Source organism: Streptomyces sp. CGMCC 4.7035 (assembly GCF_031583065.1).
Classification (GTDB): Bacteria; Actinomycetota; Actinomycetes; order Streptomycetales; family Streptomycetaceae; genus Streptomyces; species Streptomyces yaanensis.
Genome location: NZ_CP134053.1, coordinates 6049707 through 6065792 on the forward strand (window position 1 = coordinate 6049707; position 16086 = coordinate 6065792).

General features: G+C 70.6%; 13 protein-coding genes. 1 reads left to right on the forward strand and 12 read right to left on the reverse strand.

Annotated elements, in window-relative coordinates; translation table 11 throughout:
* Positions 1-3 precede the first annotated feature (3 nt).
* From pgeF to rsmH, 12 genes are all read right to left on the reverse strand, one after another.
* Positions 4-732: a peptidoglycan editing factor PgeF gene (pgeF, locus tag Q2K21_RS26540; protein WP_310775762.1), complete on the reverse strand. Its 729-nt coding sequence runs from the start codon at positions 730-732 to the stop codon at positions 4-6.
* Positions 729-1919, reverse strand: a complete 1191-nt coding sequence (ftsZ, locus tag Q2K21_RS26545; RefSeq protein WP_310775764.1) for a cell division protein FtsZ — start codon at positions 1917-1919, stop codon at positions 729-731. The genes pgeF and ftsZ overlap by 4 nt, the downstream gene beginning before the upstream one ends.
* Positions 1920-2198: 279 nt before the next feature.
* The gene (locus Q2K21_RS26550; protein WP_310775766.1) at positions 2199-2984 is read right to left on the reverse strand and encodes a cell division protein FtsQ/DivIB; all 786 of its coding nucleotides are present in this window, start codon (positions 2982-2984) and stop codon (positions 2199-2201) included.
* Between the two features lie 168 nt (positions 2985-3152).
* Positions 3153-4247 (reverse strand): undecaprenyldiphospho-muramoylpentapeptide beta-N-acetylglucosaminyltransferase, encoded by a 1095-nt coding sequence (gene murG / locus Q2K21_RS26555; protein WP_310775768.1) that lies wholly within the window; start codon positions 4245-4247, stop codon positions 3153-3155.
* 6 nt (positions 4248-4253) lie between these two features.
* Entirely contained in the window at positions 4254-5603 is a 1350-nt protein-coding gene (gene ftsW / locus Q2K21_RS26560; protein WP_310775770.1) for a putative lipid II flippase FtsW, read from the reverse strand.
* A gap of 197 nt (positions 5604-5800) precedes the next feature.
* Entirely contained in the window at positions 5801-7210 is a 1410-nt protein-coding gene (murD, locus tag Q2K21_RS26565) for a UDP-N-acetylmuramoyl-L-alanine--D-glutamate ligase (RefSeq protein WP_310775772.1), read from the reverse strand.
* Complete coding sequence (gene mraY / locus Q2K21_RS26570; RefSeq protein WP_310775774.1) at positions 7207-8280, reverse strand: phospho-N-acetylmuramoyl-pentapeptide-transferase; 1074 nt, start codon at positions 8278-8280, stop codon at positions 7207-7209. The genes murD and mraY overlap by 4 nt, the downstream gene beginning before the upstream one ends.
* Positions 8277-9692: a UDP-N-acetylmuramoyl-tripeptide--D-alanyl-D-alanine ligase gene (locus Q2K21_RS26575; protein WP_310775776.1), complete on the reverse strand. Its 1416-nt coding sequence runs from the start codon at positions 9690-9692 to the stop codon at positions 8277-8279. Before Q2K21_RS26575 ends, mraY begins: the two co-directional genes overlap by 4 nt.
* Before the next feature lie 4 nt (positions 9693-9696).
* The gene (locus tag Q2K21_RS26580) at positions 9697-11226 is read right to left on the reverse strand and encodes a UDP-N-acetylmuramoyl-L-alanyl-D-glutamate--2,6-diaminopimelate ligase (RefSeq protein WP_310781261.1); all 1530 of its coding nucleotides are present in this window, start codon (positions 11224-11226) and stop codon (positions 9697-9699) included.
* A 225-nt stretch (positions 11227-11451) separates the two neighbouring features.
* Positions 11452-13404, reverse strand: a complete 1953-nt coding sequence (locus Q2K21_RS26585; protein WP_310775778.1) for a peptidoglycan D,D-transpeptidase FtsI family protein — start codon at positions 13402-13404, stop codon at positions 11452-11454.
* 5 nt (positions 13405-13409) lie between these two features.
* Positions 13410-14030 carry a cell division protein FtsL gene (locus tag Q2K21_RS26590; protein ID WP_310775780.1) on the reverse strand — a complete coding sequence of 207 codons (621 nt, stop codon included), beginning with the start codon at positions 14028-14030 and terminating at the stop codon, positions 13410-13412.
* A gap of 65 nt (positions 14031-14095) precedes the next feature.
* Entirely contained in the window at positions 14096-15052 is a 957-nt protein-coding gene (gene rsmH / locus Q2K21_RS26595; protein WP_310775782.1) for a 16S rRNA (cytosine(1402)-N(4))-methyltransferase RsmH, read from the reverse strand.
* Positions 15053-15498: 446 nt separating this feature from the next.
* Here rsmH and Q2K21_RS26600 point away from each other — a divergent pair, with 446 nt between their 5' ends.
* Positions 15499-16041, forward strand: coding sequence for a beta-class carbonic anhydrase (locus Q2K21_RS26600; protein WP_310775784.1), 543 nt, complete (start codon positions 15499-15501; stop codon positions 16039-16041).
* Positions 16042-16086: the final 45 nt, after the last annotated feature.

Genomic DNA, 16086 nt, shown 5'->3' on the forward strand with positions numbered 1-16086 from the left:
CCATCAGTCCAGCCAGACATAGCCCGCGAGCCGACCGGTGGCGCGGTCGCGGCGGTACGAGAAGTGGTCTTCCGACTCGAGCGTGCACACCGGCGACTGCGCCCGGTCGCACACCCCGAGCCGTTCGAGCTGCGCGTGCACGCCGGCGGTCACATCGACCGCGGGAGTGCCCCAGCTCGTCTCGGCGTGCGCCGCCGGTTCGACGGCGGACACCTCGGTGCGCATCACCTCCGGCACCTCGTAGCACCGGCCACAGACGGCGGGTCCCGTGCGGGCGACGATCCGGGACGGCTCGGCGCCCAGTTCCATCATCGCGCGTACTGCGGCGGGGACGACTCCGGCGACCATGCCGGGCCGGCCCGCGTGAGCGGCGGCCACGATCCCGGCGACGGGGTCGGCGAGCAGGACGGGCGTGCAGTCGGCGGTGAGCACGGCGAGGGCGAGGCCGCGCCTGGCGGTGACGATCGCGTCCACCTCGGGCACGGTCCTGGCGCCCCATGGTTCGTCGACCACGGCCACGTCCCGCCCGTGCACCTGGTTCATCCAGACCACCCGGGCCGGGTCGAGCCCCAGCGACTTCGCGGCCAGTTCCCGGTTGGTGCGTACGGCGTCGGGGTCGTCACCGACCGCTCCGCCGAGGTTGAGCTCCTCGTACGGAGCGGCGCTCACCCCGCCCCACCGGTCGGTGAAGGCGAAGTGCGCGCCGCTCACGGTGTCGCGCTGTCCTATCACTTGAGGAAGTCCGGGACGTCCAGTTCCTCGGCCGCGCTGTCCGAGTAGGTCCGCGACGGCGGGACCACCGGCGGGGCGACCGGGAGGTCGGCCACCGGCTCCGGGGCGGGCTCCGGCGCCTCCTTCGGCGTGACGCTGCCGAGCGAGCCGAAGGTCGGGCGGCTCTCCGCGGGGCGAACCGGCTCCTCGCGCTGCTTGGCCACGGACGAACCGAGGATGGTGTCCCGCTTGGCCGGCGGCTGTCCACCGTCGAAGCCTGCGGCGATCACGGTGACCCGCACCTCGTCGCCGAGGGCGTCGTCGATGACCGCACCGAAGATGATGTTGGCCTCGGGGTGCGCGGCCTCGCTCACCAGCTGGGCGGCCTCGTTGATCTCGAACAGGCCGAGGTCGGAGCCGCCGGAGATGGACAGGAGCACGCCGCGGGCACCGTCGATGGAGGCCTCCAGGAGCGGCGAGGAGATCGCCATCTCGGCGGCGGCCACCGCGCGGTCGTCGCCGCGGGCCGAGCCGATGCCCATGAGGGCCGAACCGGCCTCGGACATGACCGACTTGACGTCGGCGAAATCGAGGTTGATCAGGCCGGGGGTGGTGATGAGGTCGGTGATGCCCTGAACACCCGAGAGCAGGACCTGGTCCGCCGACTTGAAGGCGTCGAGGACGGAGACCTGGCGGTCCGAGATCGACAGCAGCCGGTCGTTCGGGATGACGATGAGGGTGTCGACCTCCTCGCGGAGCTCGGCGATGCCGTCCTCGGCCTGGTTCGCGCGACGCCGTCCCTCGAAGGTGAACGGGCGCGTCACCACGCCGATCGTGAGGGCGCCCAGCGAGCGGGCGATGTTGGCCACGACGGGCGCGCCGCCGGTGCCGGTGCCGCCGCCTTCACCGGCCGTCACGAAGACCATGTCGGCCCCCTTGAGGACCTCCTCGATCTCCTCGCGGTGGTCCTCGGCGGCCTTGCGGCCGACGGCCGGGTTGGCTCCGGCGCCTAGTCCACGGGTGAGTTCACGGCCGACGTCGAGCTTGACGTCGGCGTCGCTCATCAACAGCGCTTGCGCGTCGGTGTTGATGGCGATGAACTCGACGCCCTTGAGACCGACCTCGATCATCCGGTTGATGGCATTGACACCACCGCCGCCGACACCGATGACCTTGATGACTGCGAGGTAGTTCTGCGGTGCTGCCACGTCGAAGGCCTCTCGCCTCGAATTACGTTGCCGTCGTCTCGCGGATGCCCCGCGGGCCGACGGCAGATGCCGAATGGGACGGTCCGAACGCCGACCCGAACCCTAACCCTGAAGTTTAGGGTTACCAGTGTGTCTGTTCCTTGGACTCTTCCGAACAGGACACTAAGTCGACAAGTGGCGCCCGTTCAACGAACACGCCGAACCTCCCGTTTTTCTTTTCACCCTATGTGATCAGCCGTAGCGCTGCCCAACCAGGGTGCTGGCCTGCGCGGATGTGCGTCAACTCCCCGCTGACGCGGGGGCGCTGGGAACACTCACGTCGAAGTGCCGGGCGCCGGGCGCGGCTTTCATCAGCGCGGTCAGCGTGACCGCCTTCGCACGGCCCTTCTCGCTACTGCCCCACACCACGGTCCGACCGCCGCTCAGCTCCAGCGAGATGGAGTCGTACGAACGGACCTTGACGGTCCGGGTGTCACGCGCGACGGCGGCCGGAATGTCCTGGGCCACCTGCACCGCCTCGCGGACCAGCCGGCCGGTGCCGAAGCGGCGCATACCGGCCGACCGGGACACCGTCAATTCCAGCGCGGGAACGCCCTTCGGAGGGTGCGGGACCGTGGCGAACCGCACGCCCTCGTCGTCCACTTCGACGAACTTTCCACCTATTCCGACAATCAGGACAGGGGTACGTTCGGTCACCTTCAGCCCGATTCCATGAGGCCAGGAACGAACGACGTCAACCGAGTCAATTCGGGGCAATTTCCGGCGCAATCGCGCCGCCATCGCATCGGTGTCGACGGAAATCAGAGGTGATCCGAGCGGTACGTCGGCCGCCTCGCGCACCTGCGCCTCGGTCAGGACACGCGTCCCGGACACGGACACATGGTCCACACGCAGCCACGAGGAGCCGTACAGCAGCCAGATGGAGCCGCCGCCCGCCAACACCACTGCCAGCGAAAGGATGATGAGCACACGAAGGCGCCTGAGGCGCCCGAGGCGGGGCGGCCGGGGCGGGCCGGACTTGAGCTGCTGCCTTTCGCCGCGCTCGGCGGTCGTCGGTCCGGCCACGCGCCCTCCTTTTCGTCTGGCTCGTTCACCTCCGGGGCGCCTGAGCCGGTGCCGAGAGCACGACCGTGCTCAGCGCTTCGCGCCTCCGCGCTCCCCCAAGCTCTTCGAGCAGGGGACCCCCACGCACCCTCGACACCGGCGCGCCCCTTCGGCTCACTCGCCGATGCGTTACTGGTGGTGACGCGAGGCGATCGCCTCGTACACCATGCCGACGAGCAGGTCGTCGGCGTCCCTGCGGCCGAACTCACCGGCGGCGCGGGACATCTCGTACAGCCGGTGCGGATCGGCGAGCACGGGCAGGACGTTCTGCTGCACCCACTCGGGCGTGAGTTCCGCGTCGTCGACGAGCAGGCCACCGCCGGCCTTGACCACCGGCTGGGCGTTCAGCCGCTGTTCGCCGTTGCCGATGGGCAGCGGGACATAGGCGGCCGGTAGTCCGACGGCGGAGAGTTCGGCGACGGTCATCGCGCCCGCGCGGCAGAGCATCATGTCGGCCGCGGCGTACGCGAGGTCCATCCGGTCCAGGTAACTTACCGGAATGTACGGGGGCATTCCCGGCATCTGGTGCACCTGCGGCAGTTCGTTCTTCGGGCCGACCGCGTGCAGGATCTGGATCCCGGCCTGCTGGAGCCAGGGCGCGACCTGCTGGACCACCTCGTTGAGGCGGCGGGCACCCTGCGAGCCACCGGAGACGAGCAGCGTGGGCAGGTTCGGGTCGAGGCCGAACCGGGCGCGGGCCTCGGGGCGGGCGGCGGCGCGGTCCAGGGTGGCGATGGAGCGGCGCAGCGGGATGCCGATGTAGCGGGCGCCTCGGAGCTTGCTGTCCGGCGTGGAGACGGCGACCTGGGCGGCGTACCGGGAGCCGATCTTGTTGGCGAGGCCGGGGCGGGCGTTGGCCTCGTGGATCACGATCGGCACGCCGAGGCGCTTGGCGGCCAGGTAGCCGGGCAGGGCGACATAGCCGCCGAAGCCGACCACGGCGTCCGCCTTGGTGCGCTCAAGAATCTGCTCGGCGGCCTTGATCGTGCCGCGCAGCCGGCCCGGGACGGTGATCAGCTCGGGGGTGGGCTTGCGTGGCAGCGGCACGGCCGGGATCAGCGCGAGCTCGTAGCCGCGCTCCGGAACGAGCTTGGTCTCCAGGCCGCGCTCCGTGCCCAGGGCTGTGATCCCCACGGTCGGATCCTGCCTGCGCAGGGCGTCCGCGAGGGCGAGCGCGGGCTCGATGTGGCCGGCGGTCCCTCCACCGGCGAGTACGACATGCACCGAAATTCACCGCTCTCCGGACGAACGCGCCGCCGAGGCACGCCGTCGCATCGTGTTCCATCTCCGAGGCCCCCGGTCAGACACAGAGCCTCCCGCACGCTTTCTACCAAAGCGGGGTTGCCGCATCGCAAGCGCCGCCCGCGCAGCGGGCTCGTCGCGCGCGAAGGCGATCAGCAACCCGATGGCGAACATGGTCGGCAGCAGGGCGGATCCTCCGTAGGAGAACAGCGGGAGAGGGACGCCGGCGATCGGCAGCAGACCGAGCACCGCACCGATGTTGATCACCGCCTGAGCGATGATCCAGGTGGTCACGCCTCCCGCGGCATACCTTACGAAGGGGTCCTCCGTGCGTCCGGCCACGCGGATACCCGCATAGCCTAGAGCCGCGAAGAGGGCGAGTACCGACAGCGTCCCCGCCAGGCCCAGTTCCTCACCGGTGACGGCGAAGATGAAGTCGGTGTGCGCTTCGGGTAGTTGGCCCCATTTCTCCACACTGGCGCCCAGTCCGGAACCGAAGATTCCGCCGGACGCCAGGGCGTAGATTCCGTGCACGGCCTGCCAGCACTGGTCGTTCGGTCCCGGGTCACTGGCGCCGATGCAGGCGAGGCGGGCCATGCGGTTCGGGCTGGTCTTGATCAGGACCACGGCGATCGCCGCGGCGATGGACAGCACCCCGACGAACATCCGGGTCGGCGCCCCGGCCAGCCAGAGCAGCCCGAACAGGATCGCGGTCAGGATGATCGCCGTGCCCATGTCGCCGCCCAGCATGATCAGCCCGAGCAGCAGGAACGCCACCGGGACGAGCGGCACCAGCATGTGCTTCCACTGCGTGAGCAGCCGCTTGTCCTGTTTGCGGGCGATCAGGTCGGCGCCCCACAGCACGAGCGCGAGCTTGCCGAACTCGCTCGGCTGGATCTGGAAGGAGCCGCCGAGCGAGATCCAGTTCTGGTTGCCGTTGACCGCCATCCCTATCCCCGGCACCTGCACCAGGACCATCAGGAAGACGGCACCCGCCAGGATCGGATACGCCAGAGCCCGGTGCAGCTTCACGGGCATCCGCGAGGCGACGAGCAGCAGCAGGGCCCCGATCGAGGCCGCGAGGAACTGCTTCCGGAAGAAGAACGACCCGGGCAGCGACATCTGCAGCGCGGTGACCTGCGAGGCCGAGTAGACCATCACAAGACCCAGCACGGTGATCAGCAGACTGCCGCCGAGGATCAGGTAGTAGGCGGTGAGAGGCCGGTCCCAGGCCCGCCGGGCACGCGTGTGGAGCCGGGTGAAGGGGTTGTCGCGTGGGGGGCGGCGGGGCCCGGAGCGCTTCTTGGGAGCGCGCTGCACGGTACGGCTACCAGGCATCGGCACTCACCCCGCCACGCCGTGGGAGATCGTCCCGCTGGGGGTCCCCCAGGCCGTTTTGGGCACTGGGGGAGGGACGGTCCCGCACCGCACAGGGCCACCGGCGGACAGCTGCCCGCGAAGCACCGACCATGATGGCGTCGTCACGCGTCCCTCCCAGAGGTCCCGGGCGTGCCCGGACCGACCGGAACCCGCCGTCAGGCGCCTGCGGCGAGTTCACGAACAGCTTCCGCGAACGCGTCCCCGCGCTTGTTGTAGTTCGCGAACATGTCCATGGAGGCGCAGGCCGGCGCCAGCAACACCGTGTCGCCCGCGCGAGCGAGCCCCCGCGCCTCCCGTACAGCCGCACGCATCGCCCCAGTGTCGGTCCGTTCGAGGTCGACGACGGGTACTTCCGGCGCGTGTCGCACGAGGGCTTCACGGATCAGCGCACGATCCGCGCCGATGAGCACGACACCTCGAAGCCGCTTGGCCGACTTGGCGACCAGCTCGTCGAAGGTCGCGCCCTTGGCAAGCCCGCCCGCGATCCACACGATCGACTCGTAGGCCGCCAACGAGGCTTCCGCGGCATGCGTGTTGGTGGCCTTGGAGTCGTCGACGTACGCGACGCCGTCGATGTCCGCCACGTGCGCGATGCGGTGGGCGTCCGGTGTGAAGGCCCGCAGCCCGTCCCGTACGGCCGTCGGGGACACCCCGAAGGCGCGCGCGAGGGCCGCCGCGGCAAGGGCGTTGGCGATGTTGTGCGGGGCGGGCGGGTTGACGTCCGAGACCTCGGCGAGTTCCTGCGCGTTCTTCTGCCGGTTCTCGACGAAGGCCCGGTCGACCAGGATGCCGTCCACGACGCCGAGTTGGGAGGGCCCCGGCGTGCCCAGCGTGAAGCCGATGGCCCGGCAGCCCTCCTCCACGTCCGCCTCGCGCACCAGGTCCTCGGTGGCCTTGTCGGCGACGTTGTAGACGCAGGCGACCCGATTGCCCTCGTAGACACGGCCCTTGTCGGCGGCGTACGCCTCCATGGAGCCGTGCCAGTCGAGGTGGTCGGGCGCGAGGTTGAGCACGACGGCGGAGTGGGCACGCAGCGAGGGCGCCCAGTGGAGCTGGTAGCTCGACAACTCCACCGCGAGGACGTCGTACTGCTCCTCGCCGAGTACGACGTCGAGCAGCGAGACCCCGATGTTGCCGACGGCGGCCGTGCGCAGGCCCGCCGCCTTCAGGATCGAGGCGAGCATCTGCACGGTCGTGGTCTTGCCGTTGGTGCCCGTGACCGCGAGCCAGGGCGCCGCGTCGGGGCCGCGCAGCCGCCAGGCCAGTTCGACGTCGCCCCAGACCGGGACGCCCGCCTCGGCCGCGGCGGCGAACAGTGGCTTGTCCGGCTTCCAGCCGGGTGCGGTGACGATCAGCTCGGTGCCCTCGGGCAGGGTGGCGCCGTCACCGAGGCGCACGGTGATACCGAGCGCCTCCAGCTCGGCGGCCTGCGCCCGGGCCCGCTCGTCGTCGCCGTCGTTGACGACCGTGACGAGCGCACCGAGCCCGTGCAGCACCTTGGCCGCCGGGATGCCGGAGACTCCGAGCCCGGCGACGGTGACGTGCTTCCCCTGCCACTCGGTCACTTACTGGCCGCCCATCCCGCGTAGAAGATGCCGAGTCCGACGACCACACAGATGCCCTGGATGATCCAGAAACGGACCACCACGAGGACCTCGGACCAGCCCTTGAGTTCGAAGTGGTGCTGAAGCGGGGCCATCCGGAAGACGCGCCTGCCGGTGAGGCGGAACGAGCCGACCTGGATGACGACCGACATGGTGATCAGGACGAACAGACCGCCCAGGAGCGCGAGCAGCAGCTCGGTGCGGGAGCAGATCGCCAGACCGGCGAGCGCGCCGCCCAGGGCGAGCGAACCGGTGTCACCCATGAAGATCTTCGCCGGCGACGTGTTCCACCACAGGAAGCCGAGGCAGGCACCCATCAGCGCCGAGGCGACGATGGCGAGGTCGAGCGGGTCGCGCACCTCGTAGCAGGCGGACGGGTTGGTCAGCGTCTGCGCGTTGGCGCAGGACTCCTGGAACTGCCAGACGCCGATGAAGGTGTACGCGCCGAAGACCAGCACGGAGGCGCCGGTGGCGAGACCGTCCAGACCGTCGGTCAGGTTCACGCCGTTCGACATGGCCAGGATCATGAACAGCGCCCAGACCACGAACAGCACCGGGCCGATGGACCAGCCGAAGTCCTGCACGAAGGAGAGCTTGGTGGAGGCCGGTGTCTGGCCCTGGCTGTCCTGGAACTGCAGCGCGAGGACCGCGAAGGCGACACCGACGATCAGCTGTCCGGCCATCTTCGCCTTGGCCCGCAGACCGAGCGAACGCCGCTTGACGATCTTGATGTAGTCGTCGAGGAAGCCGACCAGGCCCATGCCGCCCATCAGGCCGAGGACCAGCAGACCGGAGAACGTGGGCGGGTAGCCCGTGATCACCTTGGACAGGAAGTACGCGGCGATCGTCGCCAGGATGAAGGCGATACCACCCATGGTCGGCGTACCGCGCTTGCTGGCGTGCTCGCGCGGGCCGTCGTCGCGGATGTACTGGCCGTAGCCCTTGCGGGCCAGCAGCTTGATCAGCAGCGGGGTGCCGACCAGGGTGAGGAAAAGGCCAATGACTCCTGCGAACAGGATCTGCTTCATCATCGGGCGGCAACCTCACCCTCGGCACCGGTCTCGAGCAGCGCCTGGGCAACGCTCTCCAGCCCCACCGAACGGGACGCCTTCACGAGCACGACGTCCCCTGGGCGCAACTCGCTGCGCAACAGGTCGACCGCCGCCTGTGCGTCGGACACGTGCACCGACTCCTCACCCCACGAACCCTCGTTATATGCGCCCAGTTGCAGCCAGGACGCTTCCCTGCCCCCGACCGCGACGAGCTTGCTGACGTTGAGCCGGACGGCGAGCCGTCCGACCGCGTCGTGCTCGGCGAGCGCCTCGTCCCCGAGCTCGGCCATCTTGCCGAGCACCGCCCAGGTCCGCCGCCCCTTGCCCATGGCTGCCAGCGCGCGCAGGGCGGCCCGCATGGACTCGGGGTTCGCGTTGTAGGCGTCGTTGACGACCGTCACGCCGTCCGGACGCTCGGTGACCTCCATCCGCCAGCGGGAGAGGGAGCCCGCCTCGGAGAGCGCGAGGGCGATCTCGTCTGCGGACATGCCCAGCTCATGGGCGACGGCGGCCGCGGCGAGCGCGTTCGACACGTGGTGCTCACCGTACAGGCGCATGGTCACATCGCTGCACCCGGAGGGTGTGTGAAGGCTGAAGGCGGGCTGTCCGCTGTCCGTGAGTCTCACGTTCTCGGCGCGTACGTCCGCTTCGCCGGACTCTCCGAAAAGGATCACCTTCGCCTTCGTACGGGATGCCATGGCGCGTACGAGGGGATCGTCCGCGTTGAGGACGGCGACGCCGCCTTCGTCCTTGGCGGGCAGGCTCTCGACGAGTTCACCCTTCGCCAGTGCGATCTGCTCGCGGCCGCCGAACTCGCCGATGTGGGCGGTGCCGACGTTCAGCACGAGGCCGATCCTCGGCGGCGTCAGCTCGGCGAGGTAGCGGATGTGGCCGATACCGCGGGCGCCCATCTCCAGGACGAGGAACTTCGTGTCCTCGGTGGCGCTGAGGGCGGTGAGCGGCAGCCCGATCTCGTTGTTGAGCGAGCCGGGCGTCCACACGGTGGGCGCCTTGCGCTGGAGCACCTGGGCGATGAGGTCCTTGGTGCTGGTCTTGCCCGCGGAGCCGGTGAGGGCTACGAGGGTGGCTCCCAGTCGTTGTACGACATGGCGCGCCAGCGCGCCGAGGGCGGCCTGTACGTCGTCCACGACGATCGCGGGCACGCCGACGGGGCGGGACGCCAGGACGGCGACGGCGCCCGCCTGAACGACCGCAGGTGCGAAGTCGTGTCCGTCCACGCGCTCGCCTGCGAAGGCGACGAACAGGCTGCCGGGCTCCACTTCACGGGAGTCCCGGACGACCGGTCCGGTGACCTGGACGGACGGGTCCGGTATGTCGTGCGTCTGCCCGCCGACGGCTGTTGCGATCTCGGCGAGAGAGAGGGCGATCACAAGTTCATCCCTGAGTCTTCTGGATAGCTTCGCGAAGCACCTGGCGGTCGTCGAAGGGACGGACCACCCCGGCGATGTCCTGGCCCTGCTCGTGGCCCTTGCCCGCGACCAGCACGGTGTCACCGGGCCGCGCGCGGGCGACTGCGGCGGCGATGGCGGCGGCCCGGTCTTCGAAGACCTGCACCTCGCCGCGTTCGTGTGCGGGTACGGACGCCGCACCCTCGAGCATGGTCGTGAGGATCGCGAGGGGGTCCTCGGAGCGGGGGTTGTCGGAGGTCAGCACGGCCGTGTCGGCGAGCCGGGCCACGGCGGCGCCCATCGGCGCGCGCTTGGTCCGGTCGCGGTCGCCGCCGCAGCCGAGCACGACGTGCAGCTTGCCCTCGGTGACCTTGCGCAGGGCGCGCAGTACCGATTCGACGGCGTCGGTCTTGTGGGCGTAGTCGACCACCGCGAGGTACGGCTGTCCGGCGTCCACGCGCTCCAGGCGGCCGGGGACGCCCGGCACCGCGGCGATGCCGTCGGCGGCGGTCTGGGGGTCGAGGCCGGCCTCGGCGAGGGCGACGACGGCGGCGAGGGTGTTCGCCACGTTGAAGGGGCCCGGGAGCGGCGCCTTCGCGGAGATCCGCTGGTCCTTGGGGCCGATCACGGTGAACGTGGAGTCCAGCTGGCCGATGCGGACGTCCTCGGCGCGCCAGTCGGCGTCGGGGTGGCCCTCGGCGGAGAAGGTGACGACCGGGACGCCGGACTCCTTCGCGAGCCTGCGGCCGTACTCGTCGTCGTAGTTGACGACGCCGGCCCGGCTGCGTTTCTGGGTGAACAACTGTGCCTTGGCCCGGTAGTAGTCCTCCATGTCGGAGTGGAACTCCATGTGTTCCGGGCTGAGGTTGGTGAAGACGGCGATGTCGAAGACGCAGCCGTCGACGCGGCCGAGGACCAGGGCGTGGCTGGAGACCTCCATGGCCACCGCCTCGACCCCGCGCTCGCGCATGACCGCGAACAGGGCCTGGAGGTCGGTGGCTTCGGGGGTGGTGCGCTCGGACTTGATGCGCTCGTCGCCGATGCGCATCTCGACGGTCCCGACGAGCCCGGTGCTGCGGGTCGTCCTGAGGCCGCCCTCGACGAGGTAGGCGGTCGTGGTCTTGCCGGAGGTGCCGGTGATGCCGATCTGGAGCAGGTCGCTGCCCGGGCGGCCGTAGATCGTGGCCGCCAGCTCACCCATCCGCCCGCGCGGGTCGTCGACGACCAGGACCGGCAGACCGGTCGCGGCGGCGCGCTCGGCGCCCGTCGGGTCGGTCAGCACGGCGACGGCGCCCAGGCCGGCGGCCTGGGCGACGAAGTCGGCGCCGTGGAGGCGGGCGCCGGGCAGGGCGGCGTACAGGTCGCCGGGGCGGACGGCGCGCGAGTCATGGGTGATACCCGTGACCTCGACTGCGCTGTCCGGGGTCTCCGGAGCGGTGACACCCAGCTGATCGGCGAGCTCCGCGAGGGATGTGGCGGAGACGTGAATCGGTCGCGGCGGTCCCGGATATGTCACGGAAGCGCCCTTCTGGGTGATTTGGGACTGATCAGCGTGTGGCACGGCGGTGAGCGTACCGGGCGCACCCTCGGTGGAGCCAAAAAGGGGCCCGCGCGAAGCGCGGTCCGGCAAGGGCGGTGGTGGGAGACGGGTGGGCGAGGGCGTGGACGGGGGGTGATTCCCGGGGTCGGGAGTGATCGTTGTCACGAGCTCGTTCCTGGTCGGTCTTTCCCGTAGTGCTGATCATGGCGTGAACTCGACGGGGAGGTTCGCGGCCCCGGCCCCGGTGGGCGGGACCTGGAGGGTCTTCAGGGCGAACTCCATGACCTGCTTGAAGATGGGGCCGCAGATCTGGCCGCCGAAATAGTTGCCCTTGGTGGCGTTCTGGATCGCGCAGTAGACGGTGACGCGGGGGTTGTCCGCGGGTGCGAACCCGGCGAACGAGGACGTGTAACCGCGGTACTTCCCGGTGGCCGGATCCACGCGGTTCGCCGTACCCGTCTTCCCCGCGACCCGGTAGCCGGGGATACGCGCCTTGATGCCGGTGCCCTGCTCGTCGTCCACGACGGACTCCAGCATCTGGGCGAGGGCCTTCGCCGTCTTGTCGCTGACGACCCTGGTCTTCTCGGGTTTCGCGGCCGGTGTGAAGCTCCCGTCGGCGCCCTTGGTGCCGCGCACGAGGGTGGGCTCGACACGGACGCCGCCGTTGGCGATGGTCGAGTAGACCGACGCGGCCTGCACCGCGTTGATCGACACGCCCTGGCCGAAAGGAATCGTGTACTGCTGCGACGTCGACCACTTGTCGGGCGGTGCGAGGATGCCCCTCGTCTCGCCGGGGAACCCGAGTCCGGTCGCGCTGCCGATGCCGAACTTGCGCAGGTACGAGTAGAGGACCCGATTGGCCTCCGGCTGCGTCTTGCCGAGCTGGCCGGCCGCCAGGATGGTGCCGATGTTGCTGGACCTTGCGAGCACGCCGTTGAGCGTCAGGTACCAGGTCTTGTGGTCCATGTCGTCCTGGAAGAGCCGGTCGCCGCGGTGCAGCCGATTGGGCACGGTGACGTGCGTCAGCGGGGTGGCGACGTTCTCCTGGAGCACGGCGGCCATCGACATGACCTTGGCGGTGGAGCCGGGCTCGTACGCGTCCTGGAGGGCCGCGTTGCCCAGGGCCGCCGGGTCGGCCTTGGAGAGGTCGTTGGCGTCGAAGCCGGGCGAGTTCGCCATGGCCAGGATCTGGCCGGTCCGCGTGTCCTGCACCACCACGTACCCGCGGTCCGCCTTGGACTGCTTCACCTGCTCGGTGATGGCGTTCTGGGCGGCCCACTGGATGTCGCGGTCGATGGTGAGCTCGATGTCGGAGCCGGCCACGGCGGGCGTCTCGGCAGAGCCCGCGGTCGGCACCAGACGGCCGCCGGACTGGGCGTAGCGGATCTTGCCGTCCTTGCCGGCCAGCTCCTTGTTCAACTGTTGCTCGATGCCGCCGCCGCCCTTGCCGTCGGCGTTGACCCAGCCCAGTATCCCGGCGGCGAGGTCGCCGTTCGGGTACACGCGCTTGCTGGTGGGCTCGGCAAGGACGCCGGCGAGGACGTTGACCGTGGTCCTGTCGGTCCCGGCCTTGGCCGCGAGCGTGCTCTTCAGGTCCTTGATCTGGTTCCAGACCTGGGGCGTGCGGCGGCGGGCCAGCACGACGTAGCGGGTGTCGGGGGTCTTGAGCTTCTTGGCGACCGTCGCGGCGTCCTGGCCGAGGATCGGGGCGAGGAGCGCGGCGGCCTGCTCGGGGGCGTCCGGCACCTTGGTGGCCTTCTGGGTGAACAGCGTGGGGTCGGCCGTGATGTCGTACGCGTCCACGCTGGTCGCCAGCTCGACGCCGTTGCGGTCCGTGATCTCGCCGCGCACGGCGGCCAGGGTGCGTCCGACATACCGGTTCTGGTCGGCCTTGGCGGCATACGCGCTGGCGTCCACGGCCTGCACCTGGAGCAGCCGTGCGACGAAGGCGAGCATCACCAGGGTCAGGGCGAGACCGACCAGGCGAAGCCGCGGGCGGGGGCTGCCGAGCCGGATGGTGCGGGGGGCTGGGCCGCGGGCCGGGGCCGGGCGGCGCGCGGGACGGGCGCCGGGTCCCGGGCGGCGCCGGGCGTCGGGGCGCACGGGCCGGGCGGGGCCGGGCACGCGACGGCGCGGCGGTTCCCTGTCGGACACTTCCGTCACCTGCCGGGGGTCGGGGAGGGAGATACGGGCGAGCTGGAGGACGCGGTCGGGGCGGAGGACCCGGTCGGGGCGGAGGACCCGGTCGAGGCGGAGGACCCGGTCGAGGCGGAGGACCCGGTCGAGGCGGAGGACCCGGTCGGGGAGCCGGGCGCCGAGGGGGTGCTCTGGGCCGGTGACGGCGACGCCGACTGGTTCGGGGAGGTGCTGAGCGCCTCGGGCGGACGCAGGACCACAGGGCTCGCCGAGGACTGGGCGGCGGTACCGGGCTCGCCCTTGACCGTGCCGTCGGGGTTGAGGAAGGCGGGGTCCCCGCCGGGAACCATGCCGAGTTCGCGGGCGCGGCGCTGGAGGGCGTCGGGGGCCGAGTAGGCGTCCACGTCCCGCTGGAGGGCCTGCTCCTCGTCGGTGAGGTTCTTGGTCTCCCTCTGCAGGTCGTCCTGCTGGAAAGCCCCTTCACTGAGCGCGGAGTTCAGCACGAGGAGTCCGATGAGGCCACCGCCGAGCAGCAGGACGACGAGCAGCACGAAGGGGGTGCGGGCGGCGCCGCCGCCACCGCCGACGGGAATGAGCCGCGCGAGCCGAGCGGCCCGCCCCTTGAGTTCGGGTTTCCTACTCACGCACCCTCCCGCCGCGCGTCCGTACCCCGAATCCGCTGCTCACTCGCCCGCCCCCTTCGTTCGGCTCACTCGGTGTCCTCGCGAATGCGCTCGGCACCGCGCAGACGCGCCGGGGCCGCTCGGCGGTTCTCGGCGACCTCCTCCTCGGTGGGAAGTTCGGCACCGCGCGTCAGGAGCTTGAGCCGGGGCTGGTAACGCTCGGGCACGACCGGCAGCCCGGGGGGCGCGGTGGAGGTGGCTCCGGCCGCGAACACCTGCTTGACCAAGCGATCTTCGAGCGAGTGGTAGGAGAGGACGGCGACCCGGCCGCCGACCGCGAGCGCCTTCACGGCCGCGGGGATCGCCCTCTCCAGGACGGCGAGCTCGCCGTTGACCTCGATGCGCAGCGCCTGGAACGTGCGCTTGGCCGGGTTGCCGCCGGTCCGCTTGGCCGCCTGCGGCAGCGCGTCCCGGATCAGCTCCACGAGCCGCGCGCTGTTCGTGAACGGCTCCTTCTCGCGCTCGCGCACGATCGCGGACACGATCCGCTTGGCCTGCTTCTCCTCGCCGTACATCCGCAGGATCCGTACGAGTTCGCCCGCCGGGTAGGTGTTGAGGACCTCGGCGGCGCTGATGCCGGTCGTCTGGTCCATGCGCATGTCGAGCGGGGCGTCCTGCGCGTAGGCGAAACCGCGGTCCGCCTCGTCGAGTTGCATGGAGGAGACACCGAGGTCGAAGAGCACGCCCTGCACGCGGGGGATGCCCAGCCGGTCGAGCACGTCGGGGAGTTCGTCGTAGACCGCGTGCACCAGCGTGGCGCGGTCCCCGAAGGGGGCGAGCCGCTCCCCGGACAGGCGCAGCGCCTCCTTGTCACGGTCGAGCGCCACCAGCCGGACCTCGGAAAAGCGCGTCAGCAGCGCCTCGCTGTGGCCGCCGAGCCCGAGCGTGCAGTCGACGACGACGGCCCCCGGCTCGGCGAGGGCCGGGGCCAGCATGTCCAGGCACTGCTGGAGCATGACCGGCACATGTCGACTCTGGCTCAAGGGGGGCCTCTCAGATCCGGCGAGGCCGTACGCACGGCCGGGTCCCCGCCCTCCCCGAGCCGACGCTGGGGGTGCCCCCAGTGAAGGGGAGGCCTGCCGGCGCCGGAAGCGTCAGGCGCCCGGGAGCCGGAGGAGGCCGAGCTGTACGTACGCGCCGCGCACGTGGGGAGAAACCGGCGCTCTGCCGGGATCTCCGGGGTGAACAGTCCACAGGGAGAGCGTCTCGCCTCCCGCTTCGCGTCACTTTAGTCCACCGTGTCTTGCGGTCAATCAACCGGCCTGCGCGTCGCGCACCGGGCCCGCCGCGGCACCGCGATTCGAAAAGACTCACCCACTCGGGCGAGGTTTCACTGTCCGTGTGGGTTACCTCACAACAAGCGTCAGTGGCGTTCTTTGTCCGCTCTCACAGCAGGCCTGGATCACCTGTGACCAGTAACGTCATGGGTATGACGACTTCCGCATCCGTTCCCGCCGGTCCCGAAGGCGCCATACTCGGCACCGTCACCGATCGCCTCGTAGAGGCCAATCACCAGTACGCGGCCGCGTTCACCGATCCCGGGATGGACGCCCGCCCCGTCCTCCGCGTCGCGGTCGTGGCCTGCATGGACGCCCGACTCGACCTGCACGCCGCGCTCGGCCTCGAACTGGGCGACTGCCACACCATCCGCAACGCGGGCGGCGTCGTCACCGACGACGTGATCCGCTCCCTCACCATCAGCCAGCGGGCGCTCGGCACCCGCAGCGTCGTCCTCATCCACCACACCGGCTGCGGTCTGGAGTCCCTCACCGAGGAATTCCGGCACGAGCTGGAGATGGAGGTCGGCCAGCGGCCCGCCTGGGCCGTCGAGGCCTTCCGCGACGTCGACCAGGACGTACGGCAGTCGATGCAGCGCGTGCGCACCTCCCCGTTCCTGCTGCACACCGGCGACGTGCGCGGCTTCGTCTTCGACGTGAAGACGGGTCTGCTGCGGGAGATCGACCCCGCGTAGCGACGCGTTCCGACACCCACTCCATCGGCTCACCCCGACTCCACC

Coding starts and splice junctions, on each gene's coding strand:
- ftsW (WP_310775770.1), bottom strand. CDS start 5,603: ATGCCTGGTAGCCGTACCGTGCAGCGCGCTCCCAAGAAGCGCTCCGGG.
- Q2K21_RS26600 (WP_310775784.1), top strand. CDS start 15,499: ATGACGACTTCCGCATCCGTTCCCGCCGGTCCCGAAGGCGCCATACTC.
- mraY (WP_310775774.1), bottom strand. CDS start 8,280: ATGATGAAGCAGATCCTGTTCGCAGGAGTCATTGGCCTTTTCCTCACC.